The sequence below is a fragment of the Pseudomonas sp. EA_5y_Pfl2_R50 genome, assembly GCF_963970475.1.
Taxonomy (GTDB): domain Bacteria; phylum Pseudomonadota; class Gammaproteobacteria; order Pseudomonadales; family Pseudomonadaceae; genus Aquipseudomonas.
The window spans coordinates 102,761-124,976 of sequence record NZ_CAXAPT010000005.1 but is presented as its reverse complement, the minus strand read 5'-3'; the positions used below and the strand labels follow the sequence as shown (position 1 = coordinate 124,976).

Below are 22,216 nucleotides of genomic sequence, written 5' to 3'. Positions count from 1 at the left end.
TGTGAACGGCACAAATCCAGTGTGGGAGCGGGCTTGCTCGCGAAAAGGCCAGTCACCTCAACCCCTATTTCAGATCAGCCGAAACCTTGTCCGCCACTTCCTTCGGCAACCACGCCTGCCACACGTCCGGATGCGCTTTCATGAAGGCCGCTGCAGCTTCCCGTGGCGGAGTGTGCGTCTCGCTCATCTGCGCAAGTGCTTTGTTCAGCGGCTCGATTGGAAAGTCGACTTTGCTGAAGAACGCCGCAATCTCGGGATACTGCTTCTGAAACGGCGTGGACACGCCAATCGACAGCTTCGAAGCCAGGGAGCGGGTCGGTTTTGGATTGGGGTTATCGGCATCGGTCAGGGTCTTCCATGCCTCGGCATCGAACGGCGGCTCTTCCAGCTGAACCAGTTTGAATTTGCCGAGCAATGGCGTCGGTGACCAGTAATAAAACAGCACCGGCTTGCCCCGACGAATCGACGAACTGATCTCCGCATCCAGCGCCGCACCGGAGCCGCTGCGGAAATTGGTGAAGTCATCCTGCAATCCGTAAGCCGTGAGTTTCTGTTTGTTCACCACTTCAGAGGTCCAGCCAATCGGGCTGTTGAGGAAACGCCCCTTGCTCGGGTTTTCCGGGTCCTTGAACACATCCTTGTACTTTTTCAGGTCGCTGACGCTACGCAGATCCGGTGCAAGCGGCTTGATGCCCTTGGCCGGATCGCCCTTGATCACGTATTCCGGCACCCACCAGCCCTCGGTGGCGCCCTTGACCGTGTCACCGAGGCTGACGACCTTGCCCTGCGCCTCAGCCTTGACCCACACCGGACTGCGCCCGGCCCACTCTTCGCCAATGACCTGAATGTCATTGTTGGCCAGCGCAGTTTCCAGCGTGATGGTGGTGCCCGGCAGGGTGTCAGTCGGCAGGCCGTAGCCCTTCTCGACGATGATCCGCAGGACATCGGTGATCAGGCTGCCGCTTTCCCAGTTCAGGTCGGCGAAATGGATCGGAGTCTGCGCCGCCATCACCGCGGGTGCGGACGTCAGCAAACCCAATGTAGCCAGCGACGCGGCCATTAACCGTCGAAATCCGTTCATGCATCGCACCTCGCGTTGTTCACAGCAATGGCAGGGTGGCCTGACAGAAGACCGCAAGCCTCAGAATACTCAGTCAACTGACTGTAGCCGAGGTTCCTGCTTTTTCAGGGGCATGGCCCTGACGAGGTTACGATTCAGAATTTTCCTGCAAGCTTTGCAGCTCGCGTCTGACCATGCTGGCATAGGCAGCCGGACGCAGTGCGTAGATTTGCGACGCCACCCAACCTAACCACGCGCCCTGCATCTCGACCTTCGCGGCGAACAAACGTCGGGCTTCTGCACGGGCGCTGTCGAGGTTTTGCGAGTGGAAGTCGGCGCGGCTCACTCGCTGGCCTTGAAGGTCACCAACTCACCTTTGCGCCACTTGGCGGCTTTGGCGGTGACGGCTTTCAGGGTTTTGGTCAGGCCTTCCTGCAATTGTTGGTGAGCGGCGAATACCGTCACCACGCTATGGCCTTCCTTGAACAGAATCGCCTCGCCCTCTGCCGTCGAGACAAAGGCGTAGTCACCAATGCCATACACCGTCAGTTTGATTTCGCGAAAACGGATGTCCATCTTGCCGCCTTCACGGCTGGGCAGGACCGACGCACTGAAATGATCACCCACCTTGAGCTTGAGCCCCGGTTTGTCATCGACCACCAATGCACTTTCGGTATCAATCTCGGCAACGTAAATGCCTTCGGCGTTTTGCTCGGTGATGTACACAAAACGCGATTGGAACTGCTTGACCAGCTTTGCACGCAAATCACCGAGCACGAACAAAGCATGCATATCGAGGTTACTGACTGCCAAAGAAACATCCCCACATTTGAAAAACCGCACACGGAAAACGCGCACGGCAAAAAATAACGGCCAGGCCGACGGTGCTGCCAAATGACTTACATAAAAGTCCGGAATGAGCTGGGTGCTGATCCGGTCACGAGGTTCGCAAGACTACTGGAAAGTCACTCGCGTGACCTGCGCTGATGTCGCCAAATCACGAAGGAAAATTCCTTACCGGCGCCCCTGGAAAGCTGACTACGAACTTTAGGGAAAATTCTCACGAAAAAAAGCACTTTTCCGACATATCGCTCGCAGAAAATTGCTTTAGATAAGCCCTGTCGTCAACAGGTACTGGCGATTCTAGAGCAGCGATGCTCATTCCGACTACCCGAAATGGCCGGTAAATATTGGCCGACTGATGAAAAGGACTTCATATGTGCACTTTGACTCACCTCGCCTTGCCCACTGACGCCCCAATCAAGTCTCCACTCCTTCTGCAGATGCCGTGCGCTAATGACCTGCCGATGGCCGTCTCAAACGGTCATCCTGCGCGCTTTCAAGTGGTTCTTGCCGGCAACGCCTTCTTTCATATCAAAGAAAAATCGACCGGGCTTGTCAGAGGTTTCCGCGGGGATCATAACGAAGCCTGCGCCCTCGCCCGCTCACTGGAATCGAAGATCGAACTCTTGGGCAATGCCTGCCTCAGATAAAGAGAGTGATCGACCGCGCCAGCCTGGCGCATGACCAAGGAGCACACGATGGAACTGCCTGCGTATGACCTGAAAACCCTGTTCGATCAGTTGGGGCTGCCTTCCGAGGGCGGCGCCATCGACGACTTCATCGAGGCGCACCCGCTGGATGCCAATACCAAACTGATTGATGCCGACTTCTGGACGCCCCAACAGGCGCAGTTGCTGAAAGAGTGGCTACGCGCCGACGGCGAGGAAGCCGTCATGGTCGATGAACTGAATGTGCGGCTGCATCGCGGCAAATGAACCTGATCAGTGCAGGCTGTCACCCGGCTCGTTTTGCAATTGTTCGAGCCATGCAGCCCTGCACTCTTCAGCCTCGTCGCGACTGGCAAACGCAGTGCCGCGGCGCTCGCCATTGAGCAGCACCACCCAGCACACGCTGCGCCCCATGGCACGCAACCCGGCAGGTACGCCGCTGCCGATCATCACTGCGACATCAACTCTGCATTGCATGTCGACCTCCCGAAATCATTAGCCACCTAACTAAGTAGGCAGATTAATGGTTTCTCTCGAGAGGAAACAGCAACCGCCGTGCACAGATTCATTGCACTGACGGTAATAATCCCTCAGCGCGGTTCCTGCGGCTTGTAGCCCAGACGCAACCCACCCCAATGCCGCCCCTTGATCATGATCGGCACCGACAGATCGTGCATCAATTCACCGGTGTCGCGGGTATAGGTCTGCAAAAGCACCGGTTGCTGATGACTGCCGCAGCGAATACCGGTGCGGTCGGCAAATTTGCGCTTGGTCCGGTTGTTGACCGAATCGACCTGGACATCGCCGGTCAATGGCTGGCTGAACGCCTGGTTGTGCGTCGGCACATAGCCCTGCTGCGTGCAGGCAATCGCGAATACCAGACCTTCATGACGCGGCAACAGCGGCTCCTGAATGGCCGGCAGCACCTGATCGGTGTAGCGGTCAAAACGTGTCTGGTACTTGGCCGGCTGGGTATTGGCGATGGGCTGATAGTGGCGATCAAACAGATCCTCGAGACTGATGCGACCCTGCTCGACATCCGCCTCGAACCGCGCTGCAATCTGGCTCGCACCTTCGCGCGCCAGGTCGTAGATGCGTTGGTGATAGTCATCCAGCCCTACCTCGGCCAGGCGCTCGCTGATGGTTTCCGCCTGCCCTTCCATTTGCACGGCGGCTTCGGCGAGCAGGCGAGTCTGTTGGTCGCTGATGGCCAGATCGCTGCGCATCTGTTCGATGGCCTTGAACAGGCTGTCGAGTTGCTCGCGATTGGTTTCGGCGCCTTGGGCAATTTCGCCCACCTGTCCTTCCACCCCGGCAGCCAGACGCGCAATGTTCTCCAGATGCTGGCCGGTGTGCTCGACCTGCTCAACGCCGGTTTGCAAATCGCTCGACAGCTCACGAATCTGCTCCACCACCTGTGCGGTGCGTTGCTGAATATCGGCAACCATCTCACCCACTTCGCCGGTCGCCGAAGCGGTGCGCGCCGCGAGACCGCGCACCTCATCCGCCACCACTGCAAATCCGCGACCGTGCTCGCCGGCCCGCGCGGCTTCAATCGCCGCGTTCAATGCCAGCAGATTGGTCTGGCTGGCGATGGACTGGATCACCAGCGTCACGCGCTGAATGTCATCGCTGCGCAGGCTCAAGGCTTCGATCAGTTCGCGGCTGGCATTGGCGCGCTGACTGAGTTGATGCATACGCGCAATCGAGTCGACCAGTTCGCTGCGCCCCGCCGCGCTGCTGTGGTGAGCTTCGCTGGCGGCCGTCAATGCGGCGCGGCTGAGCTGAGAGGTGGCATGCTCGGTGGCGATCATCACTTCGGCATTGCTGACGATCCGCGCGGCGGCATCGAGTTGCGATTCGAGTTTGCCGGCCAGTTCCCTGACAGAAAACGCCACCCCGGCCGCCGACAAGGCATTGTGGCTGGTGGTGTAGGAAAGATCGCGGGTCAGTTCGGAAATCGCGCTGCCAGTGTCGGCAGGCGTGGTATCGGGGGTTGCACGGGAGCGCAGGCGCGGCAGCCAGACAATCAGCACAGCCAGCGGCATGCCAACGTACAGCGACGCTTCGCCCAACGTCATGCCAGCGAGCAACAGCATCAGGGCGATACTTTGCAGGGTTGGCGCGATCCAGCGGTTTTTCGGCAACAGCACTGGTGCAGGCAAAGCCCCAACCAGAGATCCATCTCTCGTCATTTCAACACCCCACGCTTGTTCTCATTATTGTTGCTGCATTAAACGCCACTACAACGCCATTATCCATGGTCCGTTAGTCGTGGGGTCTGCGGCAGGTCAATGGAAACAACCGGAAATATTGCGGACGATAAAAAGCTTCGCGGGCAAGCCCGGCTCCCACAGGTTCGTTGATGAACCCTGCGGGGCGGACTTGCCCGCGATCACAGCGCCGGAAAAATCAGGCCTGACGCTGGTGCTTGTCGATCTGCTCGTGGCGTTCTTGAGCTTCGATGCAGTATTTGGTGGTCGGGCTGATCAGCAGGCGTTTCAGGCCAATGGCCTCGCCGCTGTCGTCGCACCAGCCAAAGCTGTCTTCCTTGATGCGCTCAAGGGCTTGTTCCAGTTGCGGCAGCATGCGCTGGTCGCGATCAATCGCGTTCACCAGCCAGGTGCGCTCTTCTTCAACCGAAGCCGCGTCCGCCGGATCGGCCGGGGTGTCCAGGCTTTCGATGGCGATACGGTTTTGCTCAATGCGCTCGTGGGTTTCGACTTTCATGTTCTGCAACAGCTCAGTGAAGAAAGCGTGTTGCTCTGCATTCATGTAGTCATCTGCCGGCATGGCCAGCAACTTGTCCTTTGTCATTGATATCTCTATAAAAAAACGTGCATTAAGGCGAATTAGGGAGCGTTTCGGCAAACCGTGTCCGGTCGTCGAAAAGGCATCGTTTATTGCAAACGCCACCCGGCACTCAATTTACGAAGGGGCGGCAGTCTAAGGCCCGATTGAGGCCTCAGCAACTGTAAATACCGGGAATTTGTCCGACAAAGCCCGGAAAGTACTCTGACACAGGCACCACAGCGGTCATCGGAGTGCGTTTATAGCAAGAAATTCAGTCGAGCGGCTGTATATAGAAGACAAACGGCTATCGATCACTTCCTACCCTAGGCTATCGGCAGGCTAGAGCTTTTATTCAGAACTACCCTGTAGACTTCGCATCGCGCCCGCCTACGGGCGCGCTGCCCTCCCCATAGAAGAACAGGTCAGAAGGATTTCCCATGTCCCGCACCGATCAGCCGGCCTCCAGCGAGCCCCTTCTCGCCAGCCCCCCGATCAACGCTGAACGCCTGCTGCAAATGATCACCGACCAGTACGAAACCCTGCCGCGCCAGCTCAAGCGTATCGCCAGCTACATGAGCCAGCAGAGCGACCGGATCATGGTCGACCGCATCAGCGACATTGCCCGTGAGTGCGAAGTCCACCCGTCCGCCATCGTCCGCTTCTCCCAACGTTTCGGATTCAGCGGCTTTAGCGAGATGCAGGCGCTGTTCCGCACCGCCTACACCCACAAAGCCTCACCGGTGCAGAACTACCAGCAACGCATCCGCAGCATGATCGCCAACCCGTCGCAGCAAGCCAGCGACGGCGACCTCGCCCGCGAATGCATTGACGCCACCCGCTGCGGCATCGAACGTCTGGGCCACGAACTCGATGACACAGCCTTCGAAAAAGCCGTCGATCTGATCGTCAACGCCGATACCATCTATGTGGTCGGTGTACGCCGCTCCTTCGCCGTCGCTGACTACCTCGTTTACAACTTGCAACACACGCAAAAACGCATCCACCTGGTGTCCGGGCTCGGCGGCAGTTATCGCGAGCAAATGCGCAGCGTGCGCGCGAATGATCTGGTGATCGCCATCAGCTTTACCCCCTACGCCAGGGAAACCCAACACTGCCTGCGCTACGCCCGCCAGCAACAGGCCAACACCCTGATCCTCACCGACAGCCACCTCTCGCCCCTGGCTAAAAAAGCCAACAGTCTGTTGCTGGTGAATGAAGGGAGTGCGCTGGCGTTTCGTTCGCTGAGTGCGACCTTGTGTTTGTGTCAGGCGTTGTTTGTAGCGGTGGCGTATCGCTTGGGCCTGAACGTTGATGAGATCCATGAGCAAGCCGGGTTCGACGACTGAAGACAACGCCGCCCTGCCCGGGCAGGTCGGCGTTGTGCTTTCGCTTCGCTTAATTCATCTCGACCTTCATCATCTGTTTCAACGGGTAGGTATCGATGTCTTTCGCTTCTTCGACCTTGCGCTCTTTTATGAGCGTATCGATATCAATGTTGATCCCCGAGTACCCAATCGCAACCGGAGTGTCGAAGACCTGCCGCAACGTCAGCCCCGTTGCCGTGGACTTGACGACCGAACCCGTCACCCCAGGCATGGCCGGCGTCACCGCCTCCACACGCTTGCGGATATCGGCGTTGACCTGCGCCAGCTCCGTTTCCTTCTGTTTGATCAACGCCTGATTGGCGACCGGTACGGCGGGCTGGGCAGCATCGGCGGCCTTGCCATCGGCAACTTTGCCGTCCGCCGCAGCAACGGCCTTGGGTGCTGGTTTTAATGCCTTGAGCTGATTTTCAATGGCGGTCTTGCGCTCATCCAGATCCGTCAGCGCTCGTGTTACCGCTGCCAATTGCGCACCGTTACTGTCTGTTGAAGAAATCACGACATCCAGCGAACGCGCCAGATAGACCTGAGTAACCAGTACCAGCACCGACGTGGTGCCGTCCTTCTCAACGGCCTTCGCATCGTTTTTCAACGAGACCACGGCATCCTTCAACTTGTCGCGTTTAGCCTCGGTATAGGCTTTCAGATAAGTGTCCGCGGCAAGATGCGCATCGCCATAAAGCACCCCATAGGTTTCCGCCACCGGCACCGAGTAGGCCACCGAATACGCCGACTTGCGTGCGCCACCAAAAAACGCACCGATTGCACTGTTGCTCACGCCGAGCCCAAGATCACTTTCCGCCAGTGACGCAAAGCTGAACCCGGGAAACGCCACCAATGCGTTCATTTTCGTTGAAGTATTTGGCACAAAAAGATCCGGGACACTCGTTGTCGCGACCAGGCCAGACTTATCCTCCGGAGTCTTTTGCATCGTGATGTGCGGCGCAGCTTTTGCCAATTCATCATCCAGCCTCATCCGGTCAAACCAGACCGAACTCATGTAGTAGTCGACGGTTTTCATCTTGGCCCCGGCTTTCGCCGCTCGCACCACATAAAGATCGCCCACTTCAAAATTGCCGCGCGGCGGAAATATCGGTTTGAAATTCAATTGTTCGGTATTCGCCGACCATTGCTGCACCACGGCCCCGCGCTCCGGACGGCTACTGCAAGCCACCACACCGACACACAACGCGCAAATTGCCAATCGCTGGAAAGTACTCATGAGATGCTCCTCTGCCCTTTTTATGTGACCGACGTGCGCGTTTTCATTGTTTGCGCGCGACGGCGCCTCAACGATCACGGGGTCATGGACTGCAAAGGAGTAATACAAACGAGTAATGAATCAGAGGACCTGAAGCTCGCTTAACTTTTCCATCCCTGGACGGTGCTGGCACTTTGAATATAGATCCGCCAAAACAACTGACAAGGCCCGTGCAGGCCTTTATTTTCGAGTGTTTCACGGTTGTTACAGACAGCAACGACAAGCGACCGAATGGCTTTCCTGTAGGCAGCCCTGGGCTATTCCCGCTACATTCGGCATCCAGCTATCAGGCACGCCAAGGAACCGCCCATGAAACTGATCGGAATGCTCGACTCACCCTACGTGCGCCGCGTGGCGATCTCCGCCAAAGCCCTGAAGATCGACCTCGAACACGAGTCGCTCTCGGTGTTTCGCCACTTCGAGCAATTTCAGCAGGTCAACCCGGTGGTCAAGGCACCGACGCTGATTCTCGACGACGGTGTGGTCCTGATGGATTCCACCCTCATCCTCGACTACCTCGAAGCCAGTTCCGGTAAAAGCCTGCTGCCAACCGATCTAAAACAACGCGCCTACGCGTTGCGCCTGATCGGCCTCAGCCTCGCCGCCTGCGAAAAAGCCGTGCAACTCTATTACGAACGCAACCTGCGCCCGACCGACATCCAATACCAACCGTGGGTCGAACGCGTCGAAGGCCAACTCGCCGCCGCCTTCACCGCCCTCGAAGCTGAACTGGAAAAAAGCGGGCTGCCCACCGACGGCACTCTCACCCAGGCCGGCATCAGCCTTGCCGTTGCCTGGAGCTTCACCGAACTCGTTGCCCCCGACCAGATCGACGTTGCGCGCTACCCAAACATCGCCCGCTACACCGCCTACGCCGAAGCGCTTGAAGCGTTCGTCAACACACCGATGACCTGACCATGAGCACCCACGAAACCGCCGCCCCGGCGCTAAAGGAAATCTTCAACGCCGAGCGCCTGCAACACATCGCCACAGAAATGAGCGCCGTGTACCCGGCGTTCAAGACCCAGGCGTTTCTCAAGCATGCCAATCAAGGCCTGGCCGAGTTGTCAGTGATGCAGCGCATGGCCCGCGTCAGCGAAAGCCTGCATGCCGTGTTGCCGCTGGATTACGAGGATTCCCTCGATGTCCTTCGCGAACTTGCGCCACGGCTGAACAGCGGTTTCGTCAGCATGTGCCTGCCACATTTCGTTGCGAGCTACGGCGGGCATGCGTTTGATGTGTCGATGGATGCCTTGAAATACTTCACCACTTTCGGCTCCTCCGAATTCGCCATTCGCCACTTTTTGCGCAGTGACCTGGAGCGTTCGCTGGAGCTGATGCACGACTGGACCCGGGACGAAAACCACCACGTCCGCCGTCTCGCCAGCGAAGGCAGCCGCCCTCGCCTGCCATGGTCGTTTCGCCTGGAAGCGGTACAGGCTGATCCGCGATTGGCTGCCGGAATCCTCGATCGGTTGAAGGCTGACGAGAGTTTGTACGTGCGCAAGTCCGTGGCGAATCATCTGAACGATGTGACCAAAGAGCATCCGGAGTGGGTGCTGGATGTGATTGAAGGCTGGTCACTGGAAAACAGACACACGGCCTGGATTGCCAAACACGCGTTGCGCAGCTTGATCAAACAGGGCGATTTGCGCGCGCTGACGGTGATTGGTGCCGGGGCGAAGCCTGAGGTCGAGTTACTCGATGTGCGGGTTGAGCCGGCGGATGTGCGGCTAGGAGAGACGATGACGTTGTCGTTTACGCTGAAGTCGACGGTGGCGCATGAGCAGCGGTTGGTGATTGATTATGCGATTGACTATGTGAAGGCGAATGGCGGGCTGTCAGCGAAGGTGTTCAAGTTGAAGACGGTGGTGTTGGCGGGGGTTGCCGAGGAAGTGGTGCAGCGGCGGCAGGTGATCAAGGATTTTACGACGCGTAAGCACCATGCCGGGCGGCACGGGGTCAAGGTGATGGTGAACGGCGAGTTGTTGGCCGGCGCAGCCTTCAATGTCAATACTGACTGAAAGGGCAGGAATGAAAGTTCATAGAGTATCGTTTGATGGCAGCATTCTGGAGCGCGGCTTTTGGCTTTATGCCTGGCTCCTTGAATCCGGCACAGACAGGGCGGTGTATGTCGGGCGCACCGGCGATAGCTCCTCAAAGTATGCCGCCTCGCCTTTTTCCCGCCTGGGACAACACCTCGATGTTCGACCAAGTGCAACCGCCAACATGCTCTTGCGACAAGTAAGAAAGCTCGGATGGAATCCACTTGAATGCCAATTCGAACTCGTCGCTTTCGGGCCGATCTTTCCGGAGCAAAATGAACTTGATGAGCATCGTTTGAAGCGCGACATCATCGCGCCTCTGGAGACCGAACTGGCATTGCTCTTCAAACGAGGAGGATTCAATGTTGTCGGCTCCCATGGCAAACCCCGAGACGCCGATCAGGGATTGTTGGAGCAAGTGAAGAAGGCGTTTGATAACGTTTTTTGCGAGTCGCATGACGCTTCAGAGTAGCGGCCGTTCTGATCCTTGAGAACGGGCCGAAGGGTGACAGTCGAGGCTGGCAGGTGCAAGCCGTGGCCCTGTGCCAGCGCGGCTCCGCCAGCATCGTGCGACGAGGGATTCGCCTCGCCGCACGGGAGGGTCAGTTGGCTATTTCAACGTTATACAGCGCCCGGTTTACGGCGATTTCGCCGAGCATCACTATTTGTGCGATGCCCAGCGCGGTTTTGCGGTGGGAGGTGTCGAGCGTGGCGGCGAAGTTGTTGAGCATTTCACTGGCCGAGCCCAGGGTTTCGCTGGCGTTGGCGAGCAGGGATCCGGTCTCGTACTTCGGGTTGGCGAGGTACATGGGTTCGGGCTGGCGGGTGCTGGCCATGATTTGCGCGGCCGGGGTGAGGTAGTGGTCGAGGGCGCGTTCAGCGGCGCCGTGGAGTTTTTTCGAATCGAGGGATTCGTAGGGAGATGTCGGGTCGGTTTCGGGGGGATTGGTTGTTGTTTTGGTCATGGTGAAGCTCCTAGTTGATGAACTGAAGCCTTTTCCTTCGCTACCAAACGAAGGGTGGCGGCCACACGCGGGTTGGTAGACCGGTAACTAGGACCCGGCACACCCGAAGGTGTCCTGCGCATGGCCACCATTGAGCAGAGACCTGACGAGGTCTGCGAACGGTGCACGATGCGACTAGTTATGGCGGGCTACCAAACCCGATCCGATCACTGTTTTTCAGTGACCGACAGACGATAGAACCCGCGCTCTAGACGCACAAGCCGGCGGATTCTGGCTTAGTCGCAGGCAACGGCGCAAGGCTTTGCAGGGTTTGGGTGGTTACTGGAGGCTTCGTTTAAACAGCTTTATTTTTTACTGTTTAGAAGTAAAGGATTTGCTGATGCGATGGCGGGTAATTGGATGATTGATGGGGTGATCGGGCTGGCGCCTTCGCGAGCAAGCCCGCTCCCACAGGTGTTGTGTCGGGCTCTGAATCGGAGGTGATTTTGCGGTAATCCCTGGAGTGGCTGCGAAGTCCTGTTTCGACAACCACTGCGCCCTATGCTCAATCCTTTTTGTAGGCCTGTCTGATTCGCTCCCTTTCGCTCATCCCGTCGGTTCTGACCACGGCGATTGCCTCATAGGTCTTTTGCCCTGGCGGCATGATCGGATCGCCGGGAAAGCGGTAGTCAGCAAAGCCCTGCATGACTTGCTGATCGATGTCGCGATTGCCGCAACTGGCGCGGATCGAGATCGCTGGAACCAATGAACCGGGGGCGTATTGCAATTGGACCTTAACCGGCTGTCCTGGATCAGTCGGGCTGGTGCTGAGAATCGGATGGCATCCGGTAATGAACGCGGTCAGCGCGAGTAAAGTGACAACCTTGTTCATGACTGCTTCCGTTGAAATCGTGCTGACTGCATCGGCAGGCACCCCACAAACCTGAAGCCCTGTCACACCCCCGTACCGCGAGTCGGGTTCAGCCCTGCCCCGCTCAGGTGTGGAGCAGAGCGGCGGCGGAGGACACGACCAGCAACACCGCCAGCACCCGGTTCAGCCAGCGCAACTGCGCGGGGTTGCTGAGCCAGCGAGCGGCACCCCGGCCCAGCAGCGCCCACATCGCCAGGCACGGCAACGACACCAGAAAGAATGTCAGGCACAGCGCGTTCAGCCCCTGGCCCTGGGCAGTGAACACACTGATCACGGCAATCGCCATCATCCATGACTTGGGGTTTACCCATTGCAACAGCGCGGCACCGACCAGACCCAGTTCGGACTTTTCCTCGCCTTCCGCCGGATCGATAGCCGCGACGGGGGAATTGAATATCTGCCACGCCAGCCACAGCATCCAGCACAGTCCGAGGCCGCTGATCACCGGGCGCACGCCGGGCAGCATCAGGGTGCTGGCGCCAGCGCCGGCGACCCACACCAGCGAAGCGGCGCCCACGCCCGCGCCCAGGATGATCGGCAGACACGGCCGCCAGCCATGCCGCGCGCTGGTACTCAGCACAATCAGGTTGGTCGGCCCCGGGGTGATCGAGGCAACGAAGGCAAAGAGGATGAACGCAAGCATGGCACGGCCCTTTTGAAAGACAGGGCCTACTGTGGCGCTTGTGCGCTGCGATGGTCTTGAACGTTTGTTCAGCGGCGAATGGCGCCGCTGGCACGTTGTTGATAGGCGCCGGGGGTGATGCCGTAGGCGCGCACGAACCAGCGCCCCAGATGGCTTTGATCGGCGAAACCAAGCCGGCTCGCCACCTCCACCGGTTGCACGCCGGCGGCAAGGAGCTGGCGGCCACGGCTGAGACGCAACTGGATCAGCCACGCATGCGGCGCCAGGCCATAGGCCGCCTTGAATGCACGGGTCAAGCGAAAACGGTCGGTGCCGCACACCTGCGCCAGGGTGTGCAGGCTGATGTCCTGCTCGTGGTAGGCCATCAGATAGTCCCTGGCCTGGCGGGCAATCATCGGCGCACGCATCGTGGTGGACGGTTGCGGGCGTCGGTACAAATGCAGCGCCAGCCGTTCGAGCAAGGCATCCAGCGCCACCTCGCGAACCATGCGCACGTCCTGTTGATGCAGCGCATTGAACGCCAGCAGCGTCGCGCGAGCCAGCGCCGGATCGTCGTTGAGTACATTGCCAATGCCCGGCAGGCCGCCGACGCAACCGTCCAGCTGCAAGCCGTCCAGCGCCTGCTCCAGCCACGCCGGTTGCAGGTAGAGCATGCGATAGGTGAAGCCATCCGGACTCGGCGCATCGCCGTCATGAATATCACCGGGCTCAAGCATGAAGACCTTCCCCGGCGTACTGTCATGCCGTGCCCGACGGCTGTTGAAGCGCTGCACACCTTGCTCGGTGAAACCGATCAGGTACGTCTCATGCCAGTGCGGATCGTAGGCGTGCGCGTGCCCGGCAAAGTGCGCGTGCAGGGTTTCGATGCCGGTTTCCCGGTCGTGGGTGAGGTTGATCCAGTTGCTCATGGCTTGAATACGGTGATGGGCTGAGGCCAGTAATCCACATCTGGCGCGTCGAGGCTAGAAGGTTTGTGCAACACACCCTAGCCCAACGAACTGGCGCAGGGGACTTGCCCGCGCAATAGTCCCTGCTCCGCCTCGCACAACCCCACTACATAGTCCCAGACCACCCGCAACCGCACCGACTTGTGCAACTCGCGCCGGGTGCTGATCCAGTAACTGCGCTCGATGCTTTCATCCGGCAGCAGCGCCACCAGGTCCGGATCGGCAGCAGCCATGTAGCACGGTAAAACCGCAATCCCCAACCCCGAGCGCGCCGCTTCCTGCTGGGCGATGACGCTGGTGCTGTGAAAGACCACGCGCGGGCTGCGGCAGAAGCTGTTGAGGAACATCAGTTCCTGGCTGAACAGCAGATCGTCCACATAGCCGATCCACGCCTGCCGCCCCAAATCTTCACGGCTGTGCAGCGGCGGTGCCTTGTCGAGATAGGCCTGGCTGGCGTACAGCGCGAGGCGGTAGTCGGTGAGTTTGCGGGTGACCAGCATGTCCGCCGCCGGCCGCTCGAGATGAATGCTGATCTCGGCTTCGCGATTGAGGATGCTGACAAACCGTGGCACCGCCACAAGTTCAACTTCCAGCCCTGGGTAACGTTCAAACAGGCCAATCATGCGGCTGGCGAGAAATTTGATGCCAAGCCCCTCAGTGACGCCAACACGGATCTTGCCCAATGGCGCGGTGGATTGGGTGATCTCTTCCTGGGCCAGCAGCGCGACGTTTTCCATGGCCTCGGCGTGCTTGAGCAACGCTTCACCCGCCGGGGTCATTTCGTAGCCCTGAGCGTGCTGGACAAACAGTGCGGCGCCGAGGCTTTTTTCGATGGCTTCTATGTGCCTTGCGACGGTGGCGTGGGTGGTGTTCAGTCGGCGGGCAGCCGTGAGCAGGCGGCCGCTGCGTTGCAGTTCGAGAAAAAACCGCAGGTCGTTCCAGTCGAACATGGCGGGTCCTTGTCAGCTATCGTCATTGAGGCTGTTTGAAAACGCACAGCGGCTGCGCAAAAACTAACATTCTTTTGACGAAAGCTAACAACTAGAGTGTCGGACAATAAAAATAAACAGCGAGGTCAGGGAATGCAGACTTCCCCCGATGAATACGACTACATCGTGGTCGGTGCCGGTCCCGCCGGGTGTTTGCTGGCCAATCGATTGTCGGCCGACGCACAACAACGCGTGTTGCTGCTCGAAGCTGGCGGACGCGACAACTATGCGTGGATTCATATCCCTGTCGGTTACCTGTTCTGCATCGGTAACCCGCGCACCGACTGGTGCTTCAAAACCGAAGAACAACCTGGCCTCAATGGCCGCGCACTGAGTTATCCGCGCGGCAAAGTGCTGGGCGGCTGTTCCTCCATCAACGGCATGATCTACATGCGCGGCCAGGCCGGAGACTATGACGGCTGGGCCGCCGAGGGCAATCCGGGCTGGGCCTGGAGCGATGTGCTGCCGCTGTTCAGACAAAGCGAAAACCACTTTGCCGGTGCCGCTGAATTCCACGGCGCGATGGGTGAATGGCGGGTGGAACAGCAACGCCTGTCGTGGCCGATACTGGATGCGTTTCGCAGCGCCGCCGAACAAAGTGGCATTGCCAGCATCGACGACTTCAACCAGGGCGACAACGAGGGCTGCGGCTACTTTCAGGTCAATCAGAAGGCTGGCGTGCGCTGGAACGCGGCGAAGGCGTTTTTGAAGCCGGTGCGCAATCGACCGAACCTCACGGTTCTGACCGGCGTCGAGGTGGATCGCGTTCTGCTGGAGAACGCCCGCGCGTCGAAAGTCAGCGCGCGGCACGAAGGTCAGTCCAGGCAGTTCAAGGCCCGGAAAGAGATCATTCTGTGCGCCGGCTCGGTCGGTTCGCCGAGCATTCTGCAGCGCTCCGGCATAGGGCCGCGCCCACTGCTCGAACGCCTCGGCATCGGTGTGATTCATGAACTGCCGGGGGTCGGCGGCAACCTGCAGGATCACCTGCAACTGCGCCTGATCTACAAACTGGAAAACACCCGTACCCTCAACCAGATCGCTGGCAGCGTGTGGGGCAAAATGGGCATGGGCCTGCGTTATCTGTATGACCGCAGCGGGCCATTGTCGATGGCGCCGAGTCAGTTGGGCGCGTTCGCACGTTCGGGGCCGGAGCAGACCTCGGCGAATCTGGAATATCACGTGCAACCGTTGTCGCTGGAGCGTTTTGGCGAGCCGCTGCACAGCTTTCCGGCGTTTACCGCGTCGGTATGTGATTTGCGTCCACAGAGCCGTGGCCGTATCGAAATCCGCTCGGCAAATCCGCAAGACGCGCCGCTGATTCAGCCCAATTACCTGAGCCATCCCGAAGACCTGCGCGTGGCTGCCGATGCGATTCGCCTGACCCGCCGCATCGTCAGCGCCCCTGCCCTGCAGGCATTCAAACCGGTCGAGTACCTGCCGGGCGACAGCCTGCAAACGGAATCGCAACTGCACGAAGCGGCGGCGAAAATCGGCACGACGATTTTCCATCCGGTCGGCACCTGCCGGATGGGCAATGACGCGGACTCGGTGGTCGATGCGCAACTGCGGGTGCACGGCGTGCCCGGGCTGCGGGTGGCCGATGCGTCGATCATGCCGCGCATCACCTCGGGCAACACCTGTTCGCCAACGCTGATGATTGCCGAGAAGGCCGCACAGCTGATCCTGGCTGGATCTGTACACAGTCCCACTGTGGGAGCGAGCCTGCTCGCGAAAGCGGTCGCACATTCAACATAGAGGTTGACTGACACAGCGCCTTCGCTAGCAGGCTCGCTCCCACAGGGATCTCCAACACACTCAAGGCATCGCGCATCACCTGGACACGCAACACCAGTGGAACAACAAAAACAATCACTGTGAGGGATACGAATATGTCAGAACACGCTCAGCCGCTGGACGCTGCGAGCAGCGCCGACACCAGCAACGCCACCCAAAAAGTCATCTTCGCCTCTTCACTGGGCACAGTGTTCGAGTGGTATGACTTCTTCCTCTACGGCGCCCTCGCGGCGGTGATCAGCAAACAGTTTTTCGCCGGGGTCAACGACACCACGGCGTTCATCTTTGCCCTGATGGCCTTCGCCGCCGGTTTTATCGTGCGGCCTTTCGGGGCGCTGGTGTTCGGTCGGCTGGGGGACATGATCGGGCGCAAATACACGTTTCTCGCGACCATCATCCTGATGGGCGTAGCGACATTCTGTGTCGGCCTGCTGCCGACCTACGCCAGCATCGGCATCGCTGCACCGATCATTCTGGTGGTCTTGCGCATGCTTCAGGGCCTGGCGCTCGGCGGTGAATACGGTGGCGCCGCGACTTACGTGGCCGAGCACGCGCCGATCGGCAAGCGCGGCTTCCACACCAGCTGGATTCAGTCCACCGCGACCCTCGGTCTGCTGCTGTCGCTGTTGGTGGTGCTCGGTTGCCGCTACTTCACCGGCGATCAGTTTGAAGTGTGGGGCTGGCGGATTCCGTTTCTGCTGTCGATTGTGCTGCTGGGCATTTCCACATGGATTCGCCTGAGCCTGCACGAGTCGCCGGCGTATCTGAAAATGAAAGAAGAAGGCAAAACCTCGAAAGCGCCGATCCGCGAATCCTTCGGCAAATGGGAGAATCTCAAAGTCGTGCTGATCGCGCTGTTCAGCATCAACGCCGGACAAGCGGTGACCTTTTACGCCGCGCAATTCTACGTGCTGTTCTTCCTCACCCAGTTCCTGAAAATGGACCCGGCGGTGGCCAACACGCTGCTGATCATCAGCGTGGTGATCGGCGCGCCGTTCTTCATCATTTTCGGTTGGCTGTCGGACAAGGTCGGGCGTAAACCGGTGCTGATGCTGGGCCTGCTGCTGGCGACCGCGCTGTACTTCCCGATTTTCAAATCCCTCGCTCACTACGCCAACCCGGCCATTGATCAGGCCAGCCGCCAGGCGCCGATCACCGTAATGGCTGACCCGGCGACCTGCACATTCCAGTTCGATCCGGTGGGCAAGGCCAAATTCGACAGCCCGTGCGACAAGGCCAAAACCTTCCTGGTCAAGCAGGGCCTGCCCTACTCCAGCGTCGCCGCGCCGGCCGGCAGCGACGTGCAAATCAGTGTCGGCGACGTGAAACTCGACGGCTACGATGAAGCGGCATTGCGCGGCGCAATCACCCTCGCCGGCTACCCGCAACAGGCGGACATGCAGCAGATCAACAAACCGATGATCGTCGCCCTGATCGTCGCGCTGATCATCATTTCGGCCATGTGCTACGGCCCGCTGGCGGCACTGATGGTCGAGCTGTTCCCGACACGCATTCGCTACACCTCGATGTCGCTGCCGTACCACATTGGCAATGGCTGGTTTGGCGGGTTCCTGCCAACCGTGTCGTTCGCCTTGGTGGTGTACACCGGCGATATCTTTTATGGCCTGTGGTACCCGGTGCTGATTACCGGGGTGAGTCTGGTGGTGGGGATGATCTGTCTGCGGGAGACGAAGAATATCGATCTCGACAAGAACTGAAATCAATCTGAAGACAACCTGTGGTGAGGGGAGTTATCCGCTCGCCACACGTGATTCATCTGGCCATGAACGCGTGCTTCAGGCATCGGCCTTGATCACCTCGAACTTCACCTGATCCGGATAAAACGCCACATAGTCGCGAATCGGCGAGACCGACACTTTCGGGTTCTCGTAAGTCCACACGGCATTCGCCCCCTCATGTCCGGGCACTTGCAGGCTGAAATAACTGGCATCGCCCTTGTACGGGCAATAAGTGGTGTGATCGGTGCGGGCAAAATACTTTTCGTCGATGTCTTCGCGGGGTACGTAATAGACCGGCGGGTAGTTGGCTTCGTTGAGGATCAGCACGTGGGATGAAGCGGCGACCTGAATACCGTGGAACTTCACCAACAGGCAGCCGGACAGTTCTTCAAGGGCAATGACGGGGCTGGGGCCGGAGCTTTTCATCGGGGATTCTCCTGAATACGGCGAAGAGACCGGTTCAGGTATAGCCCATGTGTTCTGCTCATGGAGGTTTTGCAGCCGAACGGGCCGCTGGCGGGAACGAGCAACAGAGGCTGGCGCGGGGATCATCCCCGATGGGAGGCGGAGCTGCCCCAGGCTGGGTCAGATTTCGCCAGGTTGCCCGTCATTTGTCGCAACGCTTTTTATCTGTATATCCATACAGATAAAAGTTGCCCCTGACGCCAAGTCCGGCCATTCTGTGCACCTGTTCGGACCTTGATCGACGATGGTGGTTATGCGGCTGTACCTCTGTGAAAAACCTTCCCAGGCCAAAGACATCGCGGCCGTGCTCGGCGCCAGGCGTCGGGGCGATGGCTGCTGGCTGGGAACGGATGTCACGGTAACCTGGTGCATCGGCCACCTGCTCGAAACCGCGCCGCCGGATGCCTATGACGCCCGTTACAAGCGCTGGGTGCTGGCCGATCTGCCGATCATCCCGGACAAATGGAAAATGACCGTCAAGCCGCGCACCGCCAGCCAGTACAAAGCGGTGAAGCGCTTGCTCGGCGAGGCCAGCGAACTGATCATCGCCACCGACGCCGACCGTGAGGGCGAAATGATCGCCCGGGAACTCGTCGAGCACTGCCGCTATCGCGGGCCAATTCGCCGATTGTGGCTGTCGGCGCTCGACGAAGCATCGATCCGTAAAGCCTTGGCCGCACTGAAACCGGGGGCCGAAACCTTCAGTCTGTACCATTCGGCGCTGGGCCGTTCGCGGGCAGACTGGCTGATCGGCATGAACATGAGTCGTCTGTTCACCTTGCTCGGTCGTCAGTCAGGTTATCAGGGCGTGTTGCCGGTGGGTCGGGTGCAGACGCCGACGTTGCGGCTGGTGGTGGATCGCGACCGCAGCATCGCCGATTTCGTACCCGTGCCGTATTGGGCGATAGATGTGCAGTTGCTGCATCACGGCACGGCGTTCACCGCGCAGTGGCTTGCGCCGTCGGGGGTTTGTGATGATCAGGATCGTTGCCTGAATCAGGCGTTGGCCCAGCAAGCGGCGACAGCGATCCATAGCGCCACCCACGCGCAAGTGGTCAAACTGAAAACCGAGCGCATGCGCGAAGTGGCGCCGCTGCCCTTCGATCTCGGCACCTTGCAGGAGGTCTGCTCGAAGAAGCTCGGCCTCGGCGCCCAGGAAACCCTCGACATCGCCCAGGCGCTCTACGAAACCTACAAGGTCATCACCTATCCGCGCAGTGATTGCGGTTTTTTGCCGCTGAGCCAGCACAGCGAGGCGCCGGGGATTCTCGCCGCATTGCGTCAGGCCGACCCGAGCCTGGAAGCGCTGCAAGGCTTTCTCGAACCGCAGCGCCGCTCCCGCGCATGGAACGATGCCAAGGTCAGCGCTCACCACGGCATCATCCCCACGGCTGCGGCGAAGAACCTTGAGCGCCTGAGCGGCAAACATCGGGCGGTCTACACGCTGATCCGCGCGCGCTATCTGGCCCAGTTCCTGCCCAATCACGAATACGACCGCACCCAGGCCGATTTCGATTGTGCCGGGCAAGCGTTGCGTGCCGTCGGCAAGCAGATCATCGAGCCCGGCTGGAAACGCGCCTTGCCCGAAGCACTGGCGCCGGCCAAAGGCCGCGAGGCGCCCGCCCCGCAGACCTTGCCGGCGCTGGCTCAGGGCGTCGAGTGCGCGGTGGCCGATGTGAAGCTCAAAGACCTGTGGACGCAACCGCCGAAACCCTACACCGAAGGCGATCTGATCAAGGCGATGAAGAACGTCGCCAGACTCGTGGAAGATCCGCTGCTCAAGCAAAAGCTCAAGGACACCACCGGGATCGGCACCGAAGCCACCCGCGCATCGATCATTCAAGGCCTGCTGGATCGTGGTTATCTGGTGAAGAACGGCAAGGCACTGGCAGCGACACCTGCCGCGTTCAGCCTGATCGATGCCGTGCCTCGCGCGATTGCCGATCCGGGCACCACTGCCATCTGGGAACAGGCACTGGACATGGTGCAGAGCGGCGAGATGAGCCTGGAAGAGTTCGTCACCAAACAGGCGGCGTGGATGAGCAAGCAGGTCACCCGCTGTTCCGCCCTGAGCCTGACCATCAGCGGCCCGCCACCGGCCGGGAAGGCGGCCGCGCCGTGGAAGAAGAAACGCAAATCGACGCGCGGCAAAAGCCCGGGCACCACCAGAGGCGCGGCCAAACCAACGACGAAATAGCTCACACTGAAAAAACCCGGGCGAGGGATAAATCCCCTGCCCACAGGTACGTTGCACAATCCACACCAGCGCGTGAGGAGTTGACCCGACATGCCCAACATCGAACTGCACCCGGCGCAACGTGACGAGCTGGAAGTCATAGAGAACCTCATGCAGTTCTACATGTACGACTTCAGCCAATGGCTGCCGCTGAAGCTCGCCGCGCATGGCTTGTTTCCCATTCAGCCCCAAGACTCCTACTGGCGCCAAGCCACGACCCGACCCTTTCTGATCCGGGTCGACGGTGAACTCGCCGGTTTCGTAACCGTCGACAACGCAACCCACACCGAAGACGTCGAGCACAACATCGGCTACTTCTTCCTCACGCGACGCTGGCGTGGCCAAGGCGTCGGGCAATTTGTCATCTCTGCCCTCTTGAGCCGAATCCCCGGTCGGTGGCAGATTTTCCATATCGACGCCAACCTGCCGGCACAGCGCTTCTGGGCCGGACTGATCCCTCGATTGAGTGGCGGCGGATTCACCCGCCAACAGCGTGAAGCGGACGGCTATCCGTGTACGTTCTACGTCTTTAGCGCCCCCTCGTCCGTTGCCTGAACGGATCTTTTCTCATTCCAAAACAGCTTTGTCCGACAATATGTAGTGAACAAAAATAATCACTACAAAACCGTTGACGGCGTCGTTTTGCTTTTGCATGATGAAGACGTTCCCCGATCGGGAGCACTGGTAACACGCTTGAGCAAACTCGTCTGACCGCCGAGTTGTTTTTTCCGGATACACGCTGCCCACAAGGCAGATTGAAGAAGCTGACCTGGCCTGAACGTCCAGTACAAGGACGAGAAGCGCTGGCGAAAATTCTCAAGATGCTTGTGGTCGACCCTGAAAACGTCGGCAAGGAGCCTCCCGGTTTTCGCTGCTTCTCCTCGTTGTGACGCTATTGCGTAGCAGTTATTCAACACGACTACATGCAACAGACGCATGACCCCGTACTTCACACGGGCGACCGCTGACGTCCTGGTTTCGGTGCCAGGGATCAACTAACCGATGGGCTACCTGTATTAGCGAATCAACTTTGAAAGATCACCAAACTGGTCAAGGGGCAAAATCATGAATCTGAACAATCAACCTACTATCGAAGAACTGGCTCGTATGTTCGCTGCGCAAAAAGACAGCCACGACAGCCATATTCTGTGGATCAGCAAGTCGGGGCAGGTGCATATCGACTGCCTGTCGCCCCATGCTGGTGAAGAAGAGTTCGACCAGAACAACCAGAACCTGCTGGCCCGTCTGAAGATGTACCGTCGCGGCCACGGCTATGTCGGCAAGAAAGCCGCGGCCGACAAGGACTTCATTGGTAACGTTCTGCAAACGCTGAAACAGGCGTGGGACTCGATGCAGAACAAAAACGAAGTTCGGGTGATTGATCGGTTCTACTAAGTCACGACTTCAATAATCAAAAAGGGCCTGCTTCCGATTAAGGAAGCAGGCCCTTTTTTGTCCCATGCAAGAGCTGCCGAA

General features: G+C 59.2%; 24 protein-coding genes. 11 read left to right on the top strand and 13 right to left on the bottom strand.

Going from position 1 to position 22,216, the window contains the following annotated elements; all coding sequences use genetic code 11:
- Nucleotides 1–64: 64 nt before the first annotated feature.
- The 3 genes from AACY19_RS10425 to AACY19_RS10415 all read right to left on the bottom strand — a co-directional run bounded on the left by AACY19_RS10425 (nt 65) and on the right by AACY19_RS10415 (nt 1,873).
- Nucleotides 65–1,081 (bottom strand): ABC transporter substrate-binding protein, encoded by a 1,017-nt coding sequence (locus AACY19_RS10425; RefSeq protein ID WP_339450165.1) that lies wholly within the window; start codon nt 1,079–1,081, stop codon nt 65–67.
- A gap of 127 nt (nt 1,082–1,208) precedes the next feature.
- Nucleotides 1,209–1,406 (bottom strand): hypothetical protein, encoded by a 198-nt coding sequence (locus AACY19_RS10420; RefSeq protein WP_339450164.1) that lies wholly within the window; start codon nt 1,404–1,406, stop codon nt 1,209–1,211.
- Nucleotides 1,403–1,873, bottom strand: a complete 471-nt coding sequence (locus AACY19_RS10415) for a hypothetical protein (RefSeq protein WP_339450163.1) — start codon at nt 1,871–1,873, stop codon at nt 1,403–1,405. The genes AACY19_RS10420 and AACY19_RS10415 overlap by 4 nt, the downstream gene beginning before the upstream one ends.
- A 470-nt stretch (nt 1,874–2,343) precedes the next feature.
- Here AACY19_RS10415 and AACY19_RS10410 point away from each other — a divergent pair, with 470 nt between their 5' ends.
- Entirely contained in the window at nt 2,344–2,553 is a 210-nt protein-coding gene (locus tag AACY19_RS10410; RefSeq protein ID WP_445262303.1) for a hypothetical protein, read from the top strand.
- 48 nt (nt 2,554–2,601) lie between these two features.
- Nucleotides 2,602–2,838 (top strand): DUF2789 family protein, encoded by a 237-nt coding sequence (locus tag AACY19_RS10405; protein WP_339450161.1) that lies wholly within the window; start codon nt 2,602–2,604, stop codon nt 2,836–2,838.
- A gap of 6 nt (nt 2,839–2,844) precedes the next feature.
- Here the strand turns inward: AACY19_RS10405 and AACY19_RS10400 are convergent, their stop codons facing one another.
- The 3 genes from AACY19_RS10400 to AACY19_RS10390 all read right to left on the bottom strand — a co-directional run bounded on the left by AACY19_RS10400 (nt 2,845) and on the right by AACY19_RS10390 (nt 5,388).
- The gene (locus tag AACY19_RS10400) at nt 2,845–3,048 is read right to left on the bottom strand and encodes a hypothetical protein (RefSeq protein ID WP_339450160.1); all 204 of its coding nucleotides are present in this window, start codon (nt 3,046–3,048) and stop codon (nt 2,845–2,847) included.
- Between the two features lie 113 nt (nt 3,049–3,161).
- On the bottom strand, nt 3,162–4,385 hold the full coding sequence (locus tag AACY19_RS10395) for a methyl-accepting chemotaxis protein (protein ID WP_445262302.1): 1,224 nt from the start codon (nt 4,383–4,385) through the stop codon (nt 3,162–3,164).
- A 598-nt stretch (nt 4,386–4,983) separates the two neighbouring features.
- The gene (locus AACY19_RS10390; RefSeq protein ID WP_003225981.1) at nt 4,984–5,388 is read right to left on the bottom strand and encodes a TraR/DksA family transcriptional regulator; all 405 of its coding nucleotides are present in this window, start codon (nt 5,386–5,388) and stop codon (nt 4,984–4,986) included.
- Nucleotides 5,389–5,801: 413 nt separating this feature from the next.
- Here AACY19_RS10390 and AACY19_RS10385 point away from each other — a divergent pair, with 413 nt between their 5' ends.
- Complete coding sequence (locus AACY19_RS10385; RefSeq protein ID WP_339450158.1) at nt 5,802–6,710, top strand: MurR/RpiR family transcriptional regulator; 909 nt, start codon at nt 5,802–5,804, stop codon at nt 6,708–6,710.
- Between the two features lie 49 nt (nt 6,711–6,759).
- On the opposite strand, the gene AACY19_RS10380 is transcribed toward AACY19_RS10385, so the two are convergent.
- The gene (locus AACY19_RS10380; protein ID WP_339450157.1) at nt 6,760–7,968 is read right to left on the bottom strand and encodes a hypothetical protein; all 1,209 of its coding nucleotides are present in this window, start codon (nt 7,966–7,968) and stop codon (nt 6,760–6,762) included.
- 348 nt (nt 7,969–8,316) lie between these two features.
- On the opposite strand from AACY19_RS10380, the gene AACY19_RS10375 reads away from it, so the two are divergent.
- Genes AACY19_RS10375 through AACY19_RS10365 form a run of 3 tightly spaced genes read left to right on the top strand, consistent with a single transcriptional unit; the run spans nt 8,317 to nt 10,524 of the window.
- Nucleotides 8,317–8,922, top strand: a complete 606-nt coding sequence (locus AACY19_RS10375; protein WP_339450156.1) for a glutathione S-transferase — start codon at nt 8,317–8,319, stop codon at nt 8,920–8,922.
- 2 nt (nt 8,923–8,924) lie between these two features.
- Nucleotides 8,925–10,031, top strand: a complete 1,107-nt coding sequence (locus AACY19_RS10370; RefSeq protein WP_339450155.1) for a DNA alkylation repair protein — start codon at nt 8,925–8,927, stop codon at nt 10,029–10,031.
- Nucleotides 10,015–10,524, top strand: coding sequence for a hypothetical protein (locus AACY19_RS10365; protein WP_339450154.1), 510 nt, complete (start codon nt 10,015–10,017; stop codon nt 10,522–10,524). The genes AACY19_RS10370 and AACY19_RS10365 overlap by 17 nt, the downstream gene beginning before the upstream one ends.
- Nucleotides 10,525–10,654: 130 nt before the next feature.
- On the opposite strand, the gene AACY19_RS10360 is transcribed toward AACY19_RS10365, so the two are convergent.
- From AACY19_RS10360 to AACY19_RS10340, 5 genes are all read right to left on the bottom strand, one after another.
- Nucleotides 10,655–11,017: a DUF6124 family protein gene (locus AACY19_RS10360; RefSeq protein ID WP_339450153.1), complete on the bottom strand. Its 363-nt coding sequence runs from the start codon at nt 11,015–11,017 to the stop codon at nt 10,655–10,657.
- A 544-nt stretch (nt 11,018–11,561) separates the two neighbouring features.
- Nucleotides 11,562–11,930 carry a hypothetical protein gene (locus AACY19_RS10355; RefSeq protein WP_339450152.1) on the bottom strand — a complete coding sequence of 123 codons (369 nt, stop codon included), beginning with the start codon at nt 11,928–11,930 and terminating at the stop codon, nt 11,562–11,564.
- Nucleotides 11,931–11,991: 61 nt separating this feature from the next.
- Nucleotides 11,992–12,570: a LysE family translocator gene (locus tag AACY19_RS10350; protein ID WP_339450151.1), complete on the bottom strand. Its 579-nt coding sequence runs from the start codon at nt 12,568–12,570 to the stop codon at nt 11,992–11,994.
- Nucleotides 12,571–12,638: 68 nt separating this feature from the next.
- Nucleotides 12,639–13,478, bottom strand: coding sequence for an AraC family transcriptional regulator (locus AACY19_RS10345; RefSeq protein WP_339450150.1), 840 nt, complete (start codon nt 13,476–13,478; stop codon nt 12,639–12,641).
- Between the two features lie 77 nt (nt 13,479–13,555).
- Nucleotides 13,556–14,467: a LysR family transcriptional regulator gene (locus AACY19_RS10340; RefSeq protein ID WP_339450149.1), complete on the bottom strand. Its 912-nt coding sequence runs from the start codon at nt 14,465–14,467 to the stop codon at nt 13,556–13,558.
- A gap of 132 nt (nt 14,468–14,599) precedes the next feature.
- Between AACY19_RS10340 and AACY19_RS10335 the strand changes: the two genes are divergently transcribed.
- Both AACY19_RS10335 and AACY19_RS10330 read left to right on the top strand, forming a co-directional pair.
- Nucleotides 14,600–16,261: a GMC family oxidoreductase gene (locus AACY19_RS10335; RefSeq protein ID WP_339450148.1), complete on the top strand. Its 1,662-nt coding sequence runs from the start codon at nt 14,600–14,602 to the stop codon at nt 16,259–16,261.
- Nucleotides 16,262–16,395: 134 nt separating this feature from the next.
- On the top strand, nt 16,396–18,018 hold the full coding sequence (locus AACY19_RS10330; RefSeq protein WP_339450147.1) for an MFS transporter: 1,623 nt from the start codon (nt 16,396–16,398) through the stop codon (nt 18,016–18,018).
- A 78-nt stretch (nt 18,019–18,096) separates the two neighbouring features.
- On the opposite strand, the gene AACY19_RS10325 is transcribed toward AACY19_RS10330, so the two are convergent.
- Nucleotides 18,097–18,465: a DUF427 domain-containing protein gene (locus AACY19_RS10325; RefSeq protein ID WP_339450146.1), complete on the bottom strand. Its 369-nt coding sequence runs from the start codon at nt 18,463–18,465 to the stop codon at nt 18,097–18,099.
- 292 nt (nt 18,466–18,757) lie between these two features.
- Between AACY19_RS10325 and AACY19_RS10320 the strand changes: the two genes are divergently transcribed.
- From AACY19_RS10320 to AACY19_RS10310, 3 genes are all read left to right on the top strand, one after another.
- Nucleotides 18,758–20,701 (top strand): DNA topoisomerase III, encoded by a 1,944-nt coding sequence (locus tag AACY19_RS10320; RefSeq protein ID WP_339450145.1) that lies wholly within the window; start codon nt 18,758–18,760, stop codon nt 20,699–20,701.
- A 90-nt stretch (nt 20,702–20,791) separates the two neighbouring features.
- On the top strand, nt 20,792–21,295 hold the full coding sequence (locus AACY19_RS10315; protein ID WP_339450144.1) for a GNAT family N-acetyltransferase: 504 nt from the start codon (nt 20,792–20,794) through the stop codon (nt 21,293–21,295).
- A gap of 510 nt (nt 21,296–21,805) precedes the next feature.
- The gene (locus AACY19_RS10310; RefSeq protein WP_339450143.1) at nt 21,806–22,135 is read left to right on the top strand and encodes a hypothetical protein; all 330 of its coding nucleotides are present in this window, start codon (nt 21,806–21,808) and stop codon (nt 22,133–22,135) included.
- The last annotated feature ends 81 nt before the right edge of the window (nt 22,136–22,216 follow it).

Excerpts from the sequence above, each read along its gene's own strand:
- AACY19_RS10425 (WP_339450165.1), bottom strand. The coding sequence starts at position 1,081 with ATGAACGGATTTCGACGGTTAATGGCCGCGTCGCTGGCTACATTGGGT.
- AACY19_RS10375 (WP_339450156.1), top strand. The coding sequence starts at position 8,317 with ATGAAACTGATCGGAATGCTCGACTCACCCTACGTGCGCCGCGTGGCG.
- AACY19_RS10405 (WP_339450161.1), top strand. The coding sequence starts at position 2,602 with ATGGAACTGCCTGCGTATGACCTGAAAACCCTGTTCGATCAGTTGGGG.
- AACY19_RS10340 (WP_339450149.1), bottom strand. The coding sequence starts at position 14,467 with ATGTTCGACTGGAACGACCTGCGGTTTTTTCTCGAACTGCAACGCAGC.
- AACY19_RS10400 (WP_339450160.1), bottom strand. The coding sequence starts at position 3,048 with ATGCAATGCAGAGTTGATGTCGCAGTGATGATCGGCAGCGGCGTACCT.
- AACY19_RS10360 (WP_339450153.1), bottom strand. The coding sequence starts at position 11,017 with ATGACCAAAACAACAACCAATCCCCCCGAAACCGACCCGACATCTCCC.
- AACY19_RS10390 (WP_003225981.1), bottom strand. The coding sequence starts at position 5,388 with ATGACAAAGGACAAGTTGCTGGCCATGCCGGCAGATGACTACATGAAT.
- AACY19_RS10365 (WP_339450154.1), top strand. The coding sequence starts at position 10,015 with ATGTCAATACTGACTGAAAGGGCAGGAATGAAAGTTCATAGAGTATCG.
- AACY19_RS10410 (WP_445262303.1), top strand. The coding sequence starts at position 2,344 with ATGCCGTGCGCTAATGACCTGCCGATGGCCGTCTCAAACGGTCATCCT.
- AACY19_RS10380 (WP_339450157.1), bottom strand. The coding sequence starts at position 7,968 with ATGAGTACTTTCCAGCGATTGGCAATTTGCGCGTTGTGTGTCGGTGTG.
- AACY19_RS10315 (WP_339450144.1), top strand. The coding sequence starts at position 20,792 with ATGCCCAACATCGAACTGCACCCGGCGCAACGTGACGAGCTGGAAGTC.
- AACY19_RS10325 (WP_339450146.1), bottom strand. The coding sequence starts at position 18,465 with ATGAAAAGCTCCGGCCCCAGCCCCGTCATTGCCCTTGAAGAACTGTCC.
- AACY19_RS10395 (WP_445262302.1), bottom strand. The coding sequence starts at position 4,385 with ATGATCGCCACCGAGCATGCCACCTCTCAGCTCAGCCGCGCCGCATTG.
- AACY19_RS10385 (WP_339450158.1), top strand. The coding sequence starts at position 5,802 with ATGTCCCGCACCGATCAGCCGGCCTCCAGCGAGCCCCTTCTCGCCAGC.
- AACY19_RS10310 (WP_339450143.1), top strand. The coding sequence starts at position 21,806 with ATGAATCTGAACAATCAACCTACTATCGAAGAACTGGCTCGTATGTTC.
- AACY19_RS10335 (WP_339450148.1), top strand. The coding sequence starts at position 14,600 with ATGCAGACTTCCCCCGATGAATACGACTACATCGTGGTCGGTGCCGGT.
- AACY19_RS10350 (WP_339450151.1), bottom strand. The coding sequence starts at position 12,570 with ATGCTTGCGTTCATCCTCTTTGCCTTCGTTGCCTCGATCACCCCGGGG.
- AACY19_RS10320 (WP_339450145.1), top strand. The coding sequence starts at position 18,758 with ATGCGGCTGTACCTCTGTGAAAAACCTTCCCAGGCCAAAGACATCGCG.
- AACY19_RS10345 (WP_339450150.1), bottom strand. The coding sequence starts at position 13,478 with ATGAGCAACTGGATCAACCTCACCCACGACCGGGAAACCGGCATCGAA.
- AACY19_RS10370 (WP_339450155.1), top strand. The coding sequence starts at position 8,925 with ATGAGCACCCACGAAACCGCCGCCCCGGCGCTAAAGGAAATCTTCAAC.
- AACY19_RS10330 (WP_339450147.1), top strand. The coding sequence starts at position 16,396 with ATGTCAGAACACGCTCAGCCGCTGGACGCTGCGAGCAGCGCCGACACC.